Genomic DNA, 12,837 nt, shown 5'->3' on the forward strand with positions numbered 1-12,837 from the left:
AATTACTTCAGTTTCGCAGTTAAGACAGTTTTTTTCTATTCGTTGGTGAAAATGTGACACAGGTTAAATTTCGTTAAAAATAAATACAAATTTGATTGAGCAGCAAGTATTCAGACGAAAGAGTGGGTATATTTTAGCAAATAAACTATTACTTTGCCTTTCTGATCAAACCGCCCATTGTAGGCGAATCACATTGGCCCTTTTGAAGATTGTTTCATTTAAAATTTTGAAGATTGAAAAGCATACCTAAGTTTTTAACATGCCTTGCCTTTGCTCTTGTTTCACTGTGTGTAAATGCACAATATTATTACAAGGACATTATTACCACACGGCAGGTGAGCAACAATTACCAACTCATGAAAAAGGCAAATGTCGCCACGGTGGTTCTTAAAAGTTTTATACAAACCAATGAGGTAACTGAAGGATTTGACTGCAATCAAAAAGTTTCTGCTGCAGAAAATAAAGTTGTTACCTACACAAAAACAACCGATGCAGGCGAGTCATTCTTTACTGCATTCTATAACAAAAATAATCTGCTCATAGAAACAATTGACAGCTCCTCACACCTTGTATCAACAACGGATTACAGCTATGATGCGTCAAACAAATTGCAAAGTATAAAAAGTACCAGCCGTGCTGCAAACATTATGAACGTTGAAGTACATACATGGCAATACAACGAAAAAGGCAATCCCGTTTCTATGCTAAGAATCCGTAACGGAGCTGACACTACCTGGATCACCTATGTCCTGGACGACAAAGGAAATCCAACGGAAGAACATGCAAAAAGAAATGTGGCGATCCCTCAGCCTGCTGTATTTTACTACTATGACGATCAACACAGGCTTACAGACGTAGTTAGATATAACCAGAAGGCAAAGCGCATGTTGCCTGACTATATGTTTGAGTACGACGAATCGAACAAAATTTCTGTAATGACCGTTGTTCCCGAAGGCAGCAATGACTATCAGAAATGGTATTACAAATATGATGAAGATGGTTTGAAGGCCGCTGATTTTTGTTACAACAAAAAAAATGAATTGCAGGGAAAGATTCTGTATGATTATACATACACGAAATAGTAGAGACGCATTGAATGCATCTCCGTTGCACCTGATACATGCCAGAAAACATAATGCAATATTGCCCATTTGTGAATAACACCTAAAAACTGCAAGAGAGACGCATTCAATGCGTCTCTACAGAAATAAAAAATGTTTGCATCAATATTCAATTGGAGAAGCCTGCTGGCATTGCTGGGAATCGCTATCATTAGCGGAACGATATTCTATTCGCAATACCTTGGCTCTAAAATCGCAAAAGATGAAAAGCAGAAGGTGACGCAGTGGGTGGAAGCGAGCAAGGCCGTTGTGCAAAACCCGGGCATGGATCTTTCCTTACCCAATATGATCAGGAATGAACAAACAGATATTCCTATCATTGAAACCAATGAGCGCGACAGCATTGTAAACTTCATCAATATTGACAGTGCCAGCGTTGCCCAGGATCCAAAATTTCTTTCCAAAAAATTAAAAGAGTTCCGCAAAGCCAATGATCCGCTGCTGATCATCCTAAGCCAGGAACCTTTTATTGCCAACAAATATTATTACGGAAATACAAAATTGCTGAACGAGGTAAAGTATTATCCGCTGATCCAACTTTTAATTGTAATTGTCTTCATTGTTCTGATACTAACGCTGATAAACATTCGAAATAAATCCACTCAAAACCAGGTGTGGGCTGGGATGGCCAAGGAAACGGCGCACCAAATGGGGACGCCTCTTTCGTCGCTGCAAGCCTGGCTGGAAATGCTAAAGGAAGATAACAGCAGCAACAACATTGTAAAGGAAATGGAGAAAGATGTTAGTCGCTTAAAGCTGGTATCTGACAGGTTCAGCAAGATCGGCAGCACTCCAAAACTTGAAAGCAGCAATGTGATACGCCAGGTACAGGCAATGGTAGAATATATGAAAAAACGAGCACCAGGCCGAGTCGATTTTTCCGTACAAACTCATGACATTGATGTTTTGAATGCGATGATCTCTCCTCCATTGTTTGACTGGGTAATTGAAAACTTGCTAAAAAATGCATTGGATGCAATGGAAGGAAAAGGTAAAATTTCAGCCGATATCCAAGACCATGCAGATGAAATTATTGTAGACATTTCAGATACAGGAAAAGGAATTTCTTCCGCCAATCTCGTTAAAATATTCAAGCCAGGTTTTACCACAAAAAAACGCGGTTGGGGATTGGGTCTCAGCCTTTCCAAAAGAATTATAGATCAATACCACCAGGGAGAATTGTTTGTAAAAAATTCGGAAGTTGGCAAAGGCACTACGTTTAGAATTGTGTTGAAGAAAGAAATTAAATTGGAACGATGATTCAAAGCTGATTTGTCTATCCTGTTGGGCGTCGATTATTAAAAAAATGAAACAACTGATAACAACCTTACTTTCTTTTGTTCTGCTTTCAACGCAGGCGCAATATTCCGGTATGACTCCTGTAAAATTTTCCTCTACCTTACAAGGATTGGTCAGACTGCCGGCCAGCTATAATCGACTGCATGCAAAAAAGTATCCGGTAATTTTTCACTTCTGTGGAAACAATGAAACAGCAGACAAAGGCGGTTTGAACCTTCTTATGGATGCCGGCTTCGGCAGGCAGGTTGCGTTGAATCGTGTACAGCGAACTATTGCTGACAGCATTATTCATGTCATTGTGCAAAGCCCGTCGTCAGGAGCAATCGCTCAACCGAACTTAAGCAACCAGGTATTTGATTACGTTTTCGCAAAATACCGTTGTGATCTTTCCACGGACGCAAACGGCAAATACAAATATGTAGCGCTTATCGGACTTAGCCAGGGTGCAAGCGACGTATGGGATATAGCCAGTTGGGACAATTCAGTAACGACTTATGGTATCTCCAAATATTCCACAAAAATTAAAAAGGTTTGGCTGGTTAGTATTCCGGTAAAGTTTCCTTCTACAGCGACATACCAACGGATTAAAGGCGATGTGTTTCACTTCGTTCATGGAGATAATGATAAGCAAGGCTGTTGTGCGTTATGGCCCGCACAAGCCCAAAACAAGGCATTGAACGCAAATGGATCGATCAGTTCAATAGATGTGATAAAAGGTGGCGGTCATAACAATAGCACCTGGGACAGGGCCTGGTCCGTTTCAGGCAAAGACACAACCACCAATATTTATCGGCTGGTAACAAATGGCTGGATTACAGGCAAAACTGGCAATTGACCACAAGCATTATTTAAAACCGAAATGGGCAAAACTTTACTGTAATCTTTCTTCCATCACGTCTGGCAAAGGAATCTCAATCTTGTCAAATCTCACAGAAAAAACGTTTATTTCTTTTTTTCTGGCACCATATCGTACCATCAATGTTAAAGCTGTATTGCCACATATCCATTCAGCAACCTTTTCCATTCCTATATCCCTAACAAAAAGTGAATCAGTTTCATTTGCATTCTTTATCCTATTCGGCATACCATACAATTTGATCAACTTATTGTATGTCTTGGTAAAGTTTGCCGGAGGGTCGTAAATTTTAGATGTATCATCCCGATTGTCTTCAAAAAAACTGTATAAATCCACTGAAACAATTTTTCCTGTTGTATACCTATAAATCTGTAAAAAAGAAAATGAGTTAGATAGAAATTTAAAAAGGTCGGAATATTTATGCCGGCACTGTTGATCCAAACTATCGTACTCAACGCGAAAAAATTCATTCCTTTGAATCTTTGAACAGATAAGAAGGTCATCAGGAATTTGTTCTCCCAATTTGATTGACTTAAAAAACGTTTCTTTATCTAATAGCTCACAGTTTTGTCCGTACAGAAAATTTGTAGCTGAAAGAACGAAAAATAAACTATATAAAAATTTCATTCTGCGAAATTTTGGCAGTAGAATTGTTATCAGTCTTTTCATATTAAGGAGTCTTTTAGTATTGTGCATAAGGATTGGATTTGTACATGTGTGAAAATGACCTCCATTCGCGTGATCCATCGGCCACTCAAAATATCTTTATTTGACGATTGCGACAATGCTTCAGATAAAGGTTTAGGTTGTTGCAAAATGAACTTAGGAAATCTTCCTGATATCTAATAATTTAAAATAATCTCTTAACCACGTCGAAAAAAAGATTTCGAAATATGTAAAGTATACTTTACATTAGAATTCTAAATTACAACTGATGAAGTTTCTCCTCCCACACCGTTATAAGAAAATTGGAACCATAATTACACCACTGGGTCTCAGTTTATGGCTTATAATGCAGCTTGGCTATTTACAAAACATGATTGTATATGTCTTTGGTCAACCTAATGAAAATCAGAAATGGTCAGCTTATCACGTGGCTAATGTTATAGCTGCTATTATTGGTTTCTCGTCTTTTCTTTCAGGACTTTATTTTGTCGCGTTTTCGAAAGAAAAGGTAGAAGATGAAATGGTTCAAAAGACAAGATTGGAAAGTTTTCAGTTTGCAGCTTTTCTGCAAATAATTACTACAATTGTCGGTTTCGGATTCGTATTGTTTGCAGGAGACCCTGGAGAAAGCGGAATGTTGCTATTCTTTATTGTTTTAGTTTTTTTGTTCTGGCTTCTATTTATTGGGCGATTCAATTATATTCTTCATGTGAAGTATAAATCATGAAAAATACAGTCAAAGAAGAAAGGCAGAGAAAACAGCTTACACAAGTTCAGTTAGCAGAATTAGTCGGAGTTTCACGTCAAACAATTTTTTCAATAGAGATCAACAAATACGTTCCATCAGTTATTCTGTCTATTAAGATTGCTAAGGCTTTTGGAAAGAAGGTTGAAGACATTTTTAAGTTAGAAGTGTCTGATTAGGAAAAAAACTTCTTGATAGTCGCTCTATAAAAAAAAGTCCTGCAAATTATTTACAGGACTTTATAAACTCAGTGCGGAAGAGGAGATTCGAACTCCCACGCCCGGTAAAAGGCGCTACCACCTCAAAGTAGTGCGTCTACCAATTTCGCCACCTCCGCAAGGGATTGCAAATATAGGGGCTAATTGCTAAATCAATACAGTTCGCGAACTTTTTTTGTAGGAGCTTGCCATAGCAGCACTTTACATTATATTTTCTTTGCTATTCTTCTGTCACTCAGGAACTTCTCAAACTCTGCGAGGCTGAAGCTGCTCAGGTTTTTTTCCCTGGTCAGTCCACCCTTTTGAGCCGCAAGCACACCGTATTTTACATCGTGAAAACCATCAATGCTATGCGCATCAGGATTTATGGAAATAAGGGCACCCTGCGCAATGGCATCATCAATGAAGCACCAGTCGATATCCAGCCTACTTGGGTGAGCGTTCAACTCTATAACAACATTGTTCTCTACGCAGGCTTTAATGATCTCTTTATGATCAACAGGATAACCCTTGCGGCTCAGCAAAAGCCTTCCGGTCATGTGTCCAAGAATGGTGGTGTAGGGATTTCTGATGGCGCTTAATAACCTCATCATTGCTTTATCTTCCGGCATACTGAGATTCTGGTGCACGGAACCGATAACGAGATCGAATGTTGCGAGAACTTCATTGCTGTAATCCAGCGAACCATCATTCAGAATATCGCTTTCAATACTTTTGAAAATTTTAAATGGATGCAGTTTCGCATTCAGTTCATCGATGTATAAATGTTGTTCACGAACTCGGTCTTCCTGCAGTCCTTTTGCATAAGCAGCCGTTTTACTGTGGTCGCTTATCACAAGATATTCATATCCCTGTGCAATGCAAGCCTTCGCCATTTCTTCAACAGTATTTACGCCATCACTCCAATTGCTGTGATTATGAATAATTCCCTTTATATCCGACACGTGAATAATATCACTAAAATCTTTTTGTTTTGCTCTTTCAATAAATGCAGTTGAATCCCTTAAATAGGCTGGAACAAAATTGAAATGAATAGATTTGAAAATATCATTTTCCGATTCCGCTTTGTTGGACGCCGACCATCCTTTTTCTTTTTGCAAAGCTTCGTAAAACTCAGGAGCAGAACTCGTTTCAAGCAGTTTGTAATAGAAGTTTTCTTCTGCAGCAATGTAGAAAACAAGTAAGATATTTTCCGGCCCTTTCACCGCAATCATTTCCTGGTTGACTTCTTCTACAACAAAATTCTGCTGTGAAAAAAAATCGCCGATGAAGTCGATACTTTTTGTGGTCACAAATTCAAGCTTGCTAATGATGGTATTTTGCCTGCGAAAATCGCCGGTAATTTCTAAAAGATCATCACCAAATGCATTCGCTAATCCGGCGAGCAACTGGTGCGCATATCCTTCAATTTGTGCGTACAAATAACTGCCTACATTTCTTAAGAAAAATTCTATGTTTTCCTGTACGCTTTTTTGTGTTTTTTCACCGAAACCTTTGAGAAGTGTCAACCTGTTTTCATTGCATGCATACAACAATTCGCCAACAGATTCAATGCCCATTTCTTTCCAGATGGTAGAGATTTTCTTAGGCCCTAACCCCTTAATGTTTAACAGATCTAAAATGCCCGGAGGCGTTTTTAAAAGCATATCTTCCAATGCCTGTAACTTGCCTGTATCAAGGATTTCAATGATTTTTCGTCCGGTGGATTCACCAATACCTTTTAGTGTAAAAAGTTTATCGGGAGATATCTCGTGTAATGGTGTTGTGATCTTCTCTATATTGAAAGCTGCAACGCTGTATGACTTTGATTTGAAACTATTTTCTCCATGAATATCCATGAGTTTTGCTAGCAATGAAAACTGATCAGCAATGGCATAATTATCAAGCGGCATAAATGGCTGTTTAGAGTGTGAAGATAGAGAAAGACTGACTTAGCACGCAGATGACGCAAATTTAACTGATCGACACAAATTTTTTAGCGCATCATTTCAAGGCATTGTTACAATATTGATTATTGATTCTTCAAATAGATAAAGTGCTGATCCAACTAATAAGGGCAGGCGAAACAAAAAGAACTGTGTAAATCAGTCTAATCCGTGTCATCAGTGTGCTTAAATCAGGGCATAAAAAAAGTCCTGCATTTCTGCAGGACTGTATGTTCATTTTGTTGCAAAGACTATGCTTTTTTAGGAGCAGCTTTCTTAGCAGCTTTTTTAGGAGCAGCTTTTTTAGCTACTTTTTTCGCAGCAGCTTTTTTAGGAGCGGCTTTCTTTGCAGCAGCTTTTTTAGGAGCGGCTTTCTTTGCTACTTTTTTCGCAGCAGCTTTCTTAGGTGCAGCTTTTTTTGCAGCAGCTTTTTTAGGAGCCGCTTTTTTTGCAGTTGCCATGTTTCTTGAATTTAAAATGGTTAGTAAAGAAATATCAGAAGTAAAAATAAAAACTTCTGGGAAACTGCCAAAAAAATTTTGCTATTAAATCAAAAAATCTTAAGCCGTAGCCTCAACTGCGTTTACAGAAACGACAGTTCTGTTACCTCTTGATTTTCTGAATTCAACCACACCATCAGTAAGTGCAAACAATGTATAATCTTTACCAACACCGATATTTTTACCAGGATGATAAACAGTACCACGTTGACGAACGATGATGTTACCTGCAGTCGCAGCTTGACCACCATAGATTTTTACACCCAGGCGTTTGCTTTGCGAGTCGCGGCCGTTCTTTACACTACCTTCACCTTTCTTGTGAGCCATGATATAACTTTTTTATAGATGATTATGCAATTTCGTTGATCTTGATCTTCGTGTGATGAGTTCTGTGACCGTGTTTCTTGCGGAAACCTTTTCTTCTCTTCATTTTAAAGGCGATCACTTTATCACCTTGCACTTGTGCGATGATTTCAGCTTTAACTACAGCTTTTACAGCAGCACCTATTGAAAGGCTACCATCCGTATCTACTAGTAATACTTCTGAAAACTCTACTTTGTCACCGGCATTGCCGTTAACTTTTGGTACATACAAAGTCTGGTCTTTAGCGACCTTAAATTGCTGCCCTGCTATTTTAACTACTGCGAACATAACTTTCCGAATTAAGGAGTGCAAAGGTAAGAGTATTTTAGTTTCCAACAAATGTTTATTGCAAAAATGTTTCTCGCAAATAATTCAATGTTTTGGTAGATTGCAGCCTGTTATTTTTACTTAACTGTAATAAATCTATGAAATTCAAATCATTTCTTGCCAAACCCTTTGCTTCGTATATCCACAGGCAAATTAAAAAAGGAATGCTTACCGCTCTGGAAGATCAGGAAAATATTTTTAAAGATCTTTTAAAAACGGGCAGCAAGACCACTTTTGGAGAAGATCATAAGCTTTCTGAGGTTAAGACCTATGAGGATTTTAAGAATGCCGTGCCTATTCGCGACTATGAGCAGTTCAAGCCATATATAGAAATGGTAAAAGCCGGTAAACATAACATTCTCTGGAAAGGACAACCGATCTATTTTGCCAAAACTTCAGGTACTACAAGCGGCATCAAATATATTCCCATTTCAAAAGAATCCATTGATAATCATATAAATACGGCCAGAAACGCCCTGCTTTGCTTTATGGCTGAAACAGGAAATACAGCTTTTGCCGATGGCAAACTGATCTTCCTTTCAGGTTCGCCGGAACTTGAGCGTATTGGCAATATCCCTACTGGAAGGCTGAGTGGCATCGTTAACCACCACGTTCCCAGTTATTTGCGGAGCAACCAGCTTCCCAGCTACGAAACTAACTGCATCGACGAATGGGAAACAAAGCTGGACAAAATAGTTCAAGAGACCATTAACCAGGATATGACGCTGATCAGCGGAATTCCACCTTGGATGCAAATGTACTTTGACCGTCTTTCGCAAGTGAGCGGCAAAAAAATTAAAGATATTTTCCCAAATCTGTCTGTACTGGTACATGGCGGTGTAAACTTCGAGCCGTATAAAGCAAAACTTTTTGAAAGCGTAGGAAAGACTTTACCAACGATTGAAACCTACCCTGCCTCTGAAGGTTTCTTCGCCTTCCAGGACTCTCAAAACGCAGAAGGTCTTTTATTAAATACCAATAGCGGAATCTTTTTTGAATTCGTTCCTGCGGGTGAAATTTTTGATGAAAAGCCAACACGCCTTAGCCTGAAAGATGTGAAAGTTGGTGAAAATTATGCGCTCATTATTAATAACAATGCAGGGTTGTGGGGTTACAATATTGGCGATACTGTTCGCTTTGTGTCCACCAACCCTTACCGTATAGTGGTTACAGGAAGGATCAAGCATTTTATCTCTGCGTTCGGAGAGCACGTTATTGGTGAAGAAGTAGAATATAGCTTGTTAAAAGCTGCAGCTGAAGAAGGTGTTCACATCACTGAATTTACAGTCGCGCCAATGATCAAGCAGGATACAGGAAAGTCTTACCACGAGTGGTTTGTAGAGTTCGAGAACGCACCTGCGAATATGGCTGAGTTTGCTTTGAAAGTAGATAACAATTTGCGCAGCAAGAACATCTACTACGACGATCTTATCACTGGCAACATTTTGAAACCGCTTGAGATAAAACCTGTTCATAAGAATGGCTTTATAGAATACATGAAAAGTGTAGGAAAATTAGGCGGGCAAAACAAAGTACCACGACTAAGTAATGACAGAAAGCTGGTGGATGAATTAGTCAAGTGGACGGATTAATTGAAAGTTGAAAATGAGATTAAGTGCTACTTCGCATATAATAAAAAAGCAGTCGTTATGGCTGCTTTTTTATTGTACACAATTTCGTTGGACACGTTGTCTCTACTTTGGGAAACCAGCGGCAACGCTGTGATTAAACTTTGGTTGCGACGCTCCATTCAACGGTAGTATATCTAATGAACAAAAAGGCATTTGCAAAATTAGTATCCGGCCAACGGACCGAAAAAAATCCGGTCAATCTCCCAAATCAGCGTCATCTGCGTGCTTTCTAATACCCAAATACATCTTTTCGAAGTTTGGAATAGTATTCTACTTTACTCTGCTGCTTCATATCATTATAGAATGAGATTAATCCGTTAATGACTGACGGATCATTTCCGTAAGTTTTAGTAAAGCTTTCAAGCAAAGCAACTGCTTTGCCGCCACCTTCTATATCATGCATAGCTACAGCATATCCGTAATTGAAGGATGCGTTTGATGGCTCCAGCTGAATAGCTTTTTGCAATTCCAGAACCCCTTCTTGTTTATCTCCTCTTCGCACATGCCATAGAGCAAGTGCATAATGAAGCCCTCCATTGCGTGGAAAAATTTGCAATCCCTTATCAAGCGTCTCTTTCACCTTCACTTCATTTTGTTTCATCCGGTACAAGTCTGCAAGATTCATATAAAGGCTGCTATTCTTCGGGAAACGTTTAATACCGAGAAGATATACCTGCTCTGCATCATCAAGCTTTCCTGTGCCCGCAAACAAAATTCCCTGGTTAAGATAACCTTCCGGGCGATCACTTAGATTTCGCTCCATAGTGATAGCCTCGTTCATCACAGCATCAAATCTTCGCCTGTCTGCTTCTGGTAATTCAGCATAAAAAGGAAGCAGCACATTCAATGCTTCGCGCCGTACAGTTAACACCTCATCGTTTAACAAAGGCAATACAACAGGCTGCGCAATATTTGAAGGCAAAGGCGAAATTGCCCGCAATGCGTTAAGCCGCAAATTGGGATCACTGCTTTTTAGCTGCGCAGTTATTTGATCAATGCTGCGTTGCGAATAAAAGCGGTTGTTGGTTTCCAAAGCAGTTGCTTTTATGATAGCCGGATAATTAGCCATACTCATCAATTCGTTCCAAGCGGCGTCACTGCCGGCAATATCCCTTGCTATCATTTGCCGCAATTCTCCATACGTTTTCTGCTTTGACAATTTATCGCCATACCATTGCTCGAAAATTTTAGTTGACCATGCTATCGTTTTATCTGTATGGCATTTATTGCAGGCGTTAGGAGCATGCATGCTTTCAGATAAGTCTGGCCGGGGTATGCGTATACTATGATCCCGCCTTGCATCAATTACCATGTAATTTGTAGTAGGCATGTGACAGCCAACACAAGTGGCGCCGATACTGTTTTTTTCATGATGTGTATGCTCTTCAACATCGAATTTCTCTGGCGCGTGACATGAATAGCACAAAGCATTACCCTGTATTTTTATTTGCATTGTATGCGGATCGTGACAGTTCATACAGGTTACGCCCTGTGCATACATCTTGCTTTGAAGAAAAGATCCGTATTCATAATCTTCTTCTTTGATTTGCCCGTCCTCATAATAATTATTGGTATTGATGGTAGATGGAATATGCGTTTGCAAAAATGAAGCGCCTTGGTGATAATTATCTGAAACCCTTGATGCTCTTGCATGACAGCGGGCACAAGTTTCAATGAGCACATCATTTTTTTCAACCTTTGAAGGATACGCAATACCTTTCTCCTGATTAAAAACCCAGTTTACCTTTTTCGAAGAAACATTAATAGCAAAACCTTTCAAACTGTCGTATGGATTTCTTTTATCTGCCCAATTAATGTGGCCCGAAGCCGGCCCGTGGCACGACTCACAGGAAACCTTACTTTCTGTCCACGTACTATGATAGGTATTTGCTGTGAAATCGTAGTTTTTTGAATAGGCCGTTGTGTGACAATCGGCGCACATAAAGTTCCAGTTCTGATTTATACCTGTCCAGAACAATTCATCTCCCGGCAAAATATTTTCTTTACCGTAAATATGGAACCAACGCTGGCCTCCTTCATTCGAGGGTCTTGTGTCCCAGCAAAAAGGAAGCGTCTGAATGCGACCGTCAGGAAACTGTACCAGGTATTGCTGCAAAGGTTTCCAACCGAAAGTATAATTGATGGCAAACTCTTTCTTTTTGCCCGAAGAATCTGTGGTTCGAACAAAATAGCGATCGTTTTTTTTGTAAAAGAATGAAGTGTCGCCATGCGAAATAAAAGTAGCATTATCAAAATTGCCTTTTACGGAACGGGGTAAAGCACTATCCATCGCATGAAAATGATCGGAGGTGAGGTAGCGGTCATATTCACTCTGGTGGCAGGTTTTACATTTCGCTGTGCCTACATATGTCAACTCAACGGCAGTAGCAGGCCTGGTTGAATCAACGCAGCGATACAACGCTATAGCTAATAGAATCAATGCAAGTGTTGTTGAGGCAATCTTCATAGCGAGCAAGTGGGATTTGCAATATATGAATATAAGAAAGCATTGATCCTGATTTTAATTATCGAGCGACAATTGTGAAGAATTGAGGTATCTCCTCCCAAAGTATATTGCTAAGAACATTGAACAGCTAACCCTTTTTAAACCAGGAAAGGAGATTTGGGCAACTTCAAACTCTTTACATTTTGCAGGCTATCGTAAGAAAGTTTGGCGCAAAAAAAAGCAGATAACCTTTCGATTACCTGCTTTGTGAGCGGAAGACCGGGCTCGAACCGGCCACCCCGACCTTGGCAAGGTCGTGCTCTACCAAATGAGCTACTTCCGCTTGTTGTAAGAACTTTATGTGCTTTATAATAAATAGCGCTCTTAAAAGAGTACCCGGGATGGGAGTTGAACCCACACGAGCATTGCTGCCCACAGGATTTTAAGTCCTGCGTGTCTACCAGTTCCACCACCCGGGTGACACTATCTTTAAGACAAAAAAAGCAGATAACTGAGGCTATCTGCTTTGTCTCAGAGCGGAAGACCGGGCTCGAACCGGCCACCCCGACCTTGGCAAGGTCGTGCTCTACCAAATGAGCTACTTCCGCTTATTATAAAGAACTTTTTCCTTTCAAAATCACCCCTCGTATCGGCTATCTTGTTGATTTGCTTTTACTTATAAGAGCTTTTGTTATTTTGATTGGGAGTGCAAAGTTATTTTATTTTTTGAACCCTCCAA

At 39.7% G+C, this 12,837-nt stretch carries 12 protein-coding genes and 4 tRNA genes; 6 read left to right on the forward strand and 10 right to left on the reverse strand.

Annotation, left to right across the window (positions count from 1 at the left end; all coding sequences use genetic code 11):
- The first annotated feature begins 233 nt into the window (after window positions 1-233).
- From QJ048_RS19840 to QJ048_RS19850, 3 genes are all read left to right on the forward strand, one after another.
- Window positions 234-1,082 carry a hypothetical protein gene (locus tag QJ048_RS19840; RefSeq protein ID WP_282336173.1) on the forward strand — a complete coding sequence of 283 codons (849 nt, stop codon included), beginning with the start codon at window positions 234-236 and terminating at the stop codon, window positions 1,080-1,082.
- 132 nt (window positions 1,083-1,214) lie between these two features.
- The gene (locus QJ048_RS19845; RefSeq protein WP_282336174.1) at window positions 1,215-2,381 is read left to right on the forward strand and encodes a sensor histidine kinase; all 1,167 of its coding nucleotides are present in this window, start codon (window positions 1,215-1,217) and stop codon (window positions 2,379-2,381) included.
- Between the two features lie 46 nt (window positions 2,382-2,427).
- A complete protein-coding gene (locus QJ048_RS19850) occupies window positions 2,428-3,255 on the forward strand; it encodes a hypothetical protein (protein ID WP_282336175.1) in 828 nt (275 codons plus the stop codon).
- A gap of 36 nt (window positions 3,256-3,291) precedes the next feature.
- Here QJ048_RS19850 and QJ048_RS19855 read toward each other — a convergent pair whose 3' ends face one another.
- Window positions 3,292-3,903: a hypothetical protein gene (locus tag QJ048_RS19855; protein WP_282336176.1), complete on the reverse strand. Its 612-nt coding sequence runs from the start codon at window positions 3,901-3,903 to the stop codon at window positions 3,292-3,294.
- 307 nt (window positions 3,904-4,210) lie between these two features.
- On the opposite strand from QJ048_RS19855, the gene QJ048_RS19860 reads away from it, so the two are divergent.
- Window positions 4,211-4,669, forward strand: coding sequence for a hypothetical protein (locus tag QJ048_RS19860; RefSeq protein ID WP_282336177.1), 459 nt, complete (start codon window positions 4,211-4,213; stop codon window positions 4,667-4,669).
- On the forward strand, window positions 4,666-4,866 hold the full coding sequence (locus QJ048_RS19865) for a helix-turn-helix transcriptional regulator (protein WP_282336178.1): 201 nt from the start codon (window positions 4,666-4,668) through the stop codon (window positions 4,864-4,866). The genes QJ048_RS19860 and QJ048_RS19865 overlap by 4 nt, the downstream gene beginning before the upstream one ends.
- A 72-nt stretch (window positions 4,867-4,938) precedes the next feature.
- Here the strand turns inward: QJ048_RS19865 and QJ048_RS19870 are convergent.
- The 5 genes from QJ048_RS19870 to rplU form a co-directional block, all read right to left on the reverse strand.
- A tRNA-Leu gene (locus QJ048_RS19870) sits at window positions 4,939-5,024 on the reverse strand.
- Window positions 5,025-5,111: 87 nt separating this feature from the next.
- Complete coding sequence (locus tag QJ048_RS19875) at window positions 5,112-6,797, reverse strand: helix-hairpin-helix domain-containing protein (protein ID WP_282336179.1); 1,686 nt, start codon at window positions 6,795-6,797, stop codon at window positions 5,112-5,114.
- Window positions 6,798-7,081: 284 nt separating this feature from the next.
- Window positions 7,082-7,291: a hypothetical protein gene (locus QJ048_RS19880; RefSeq protein ID WP_217790450.1), complete on the reverse strand. Its 210-nt coding sequence runs from the start codon at window positions 7,289-7,291 to the stop codon at window positions 7,082-7,084.
- Between the two features lie 99 nt (window positions 7,292-7,390).
- On the reverse strand, window positions 7,391-7,657 hold the full coding sequence (gene rpmA, locus QJ048_RS19885; protein ID WP_282336180.1) for a 50S ribosomal protein L27: 267 nt from the start codon (window positions 7,655-7,657) through the stop codon (window positions 7,391-7,393).
- 22 nt (window positions 7,658-7,679) lie between these two features.
- On the reverse strand, window positions 7,680-7,982 hold the full coding sequence (gene rplU / locus QJ048_RS19890) for a 50S ribosomal protein L21 (protein ID WP_282336181.1): 303 nt from the start codon (window positions 7,980-7,982) through the stop codon (window positions 7,680-7,682).
- Between the two features lie 137 nt (window positions 7,983-8,119).
- Between rplU and QJ048_RS19895 the strand changes: the two genes are divergently transcribed.
- A complete protein-coding gene (locus tag QJ048_RS19895) occupies window positions 8,120-9,613 on the forward strand; it encodes a GH3 auxin-responsive promoter family protein (RefSeq protein ID WP_282336182.1) in 1,494 nt (497 codons plus the stop codon).
- Between the two features lie 268 nt (window positions 9,614-9,881).
- On the opposite strand, the gene QJ048_RS19900 is transcribed toward QJ048_RS19895, so the two are convergent.
- The 4 genes from QJ048_RS19900 to QJ048_RS19915 form a co-directional block, all read right to left on the reverse strand.
- A complete protein-coding gene (locus tag QJ048_RS19900) occupies window positions 9,882-12,119 on the reverse strand; it encodes a multiheme c-type cytochrome (protein ID WP_282336183.1) in 2,238 nt (745 codons plus the stop codon).
- 249 nt (window positions 12,120-12,368) lie between these two features.
- Window positions 12,369-12,441: transfer RNA gene (locus QJ048_RS19905), tRNA-Gly, on the reverse strand.
- Between the two features lie 50 nt (window positions 12,442-12,491).
- A tRNA-Leu gene (locus QJ048_RS19910) sits at window positions 12,492-12,577 on the reverse strand.
- 56 nt (window positions 12,578-12,633) lie between these two features.
- A tRNA-Gly gene (locus QJ048_RS19915) sits at window positions 12,634-12,706 on the reverse strand.
- Between the last annotated feature and the right edge of the window lie 131 nt (window positions 12,707-12,837).

The sequence above is a fragment of the Pinibacter soli genome (assembly GCF_029961145.1).
GTDB classification, from domain to species: Bacteria; Bacteroidota; Bacteroidia; order Chitinophagales; family Chitinophagaceae; genus Pinibacter; species Pinibacter soli.

Excerpts from the sequence above, each read along its gene's own strand:
- QJ048_RS19845 (WP_282336174.1), top strand. The coding sequence starts at position 1,215 with ATGTTTGCATCAATATTCAATTGGAGAAGCCTGCTGGCATTGCTGGGA.
- QJ048_RS19850 (WP_282336175.1), top strand. The coding sequence starts at position 2,428 with ATGAAACAACTGATAACAACCTTACTTTCTTTTGTTCTGCTTTCAACG.
- QJ048_RS19855 (WP_282336176.1), bottom strand. The coding sequence starts at position 3,903 with ATGAAATTTTTATATAGTTTATTTTTCGTTCTTTCAGCTACAAATTTT.
- QJ048_RS19860 (WP_282336177.1), top strand. The coding sequence starts at position 4,211 with ATGAAGTTTCTCCTCCCACACCGTTATAAGAAAATTGGAACCATAATT.
- QJ048_RS19865 (WP_282336178.1), top strand. The coding sequence starts at position 4,666 with ATGAAAAATACAGTCAAAGAAGAAAGGCAGAGAAAACAGCTTACACAA.
- QJ048_RS19875 (WP_282336179.1), bottom strand. The coding sequence starts at position 6,797 with ATGCCGCTTGATAATTATGCCATTGCTGATCAGTTTTCATTGCTAGCA.
- QJ048_RS19880 (WP_217790450.1), bottom strand. The coding sequence starts at position 7,291 with ATGGCAACTGCAAAAAAAGCGGCTCCTAAAAAAGCTGCTGCAAAAAAA.
- rpmA (WP_282336180.1), bottom strand. The coding sequence starts at position 7,657 with ATGGCTCACAAGAAAGGTGAAGGTAGTGTAAAGAACGGCCGCGACTCG.
- rplU (WP_282336181.1), bottom strand. The coding sequence starts at position 7,982 with ATGTTCGCAGTAGTTAAAATAGCAGGGCAGCAATTTAAGGTCGCTAAA.
- QJ048_RS19895 (WP_282336182.1), top strand. The coding sequence starts at position 8,120 with ATGAAATTCAAATCATTTCTTGCCAAACCCTTTGCTTCGTATATCCAC.
- QJ048_RS19900 (WP_282336183.1), bottom strand. The coding sequence starts at position 12,119 with ATGAAGATTGCCTCAACAACACTTGCATTGATTCTATTAGCTATAGCG.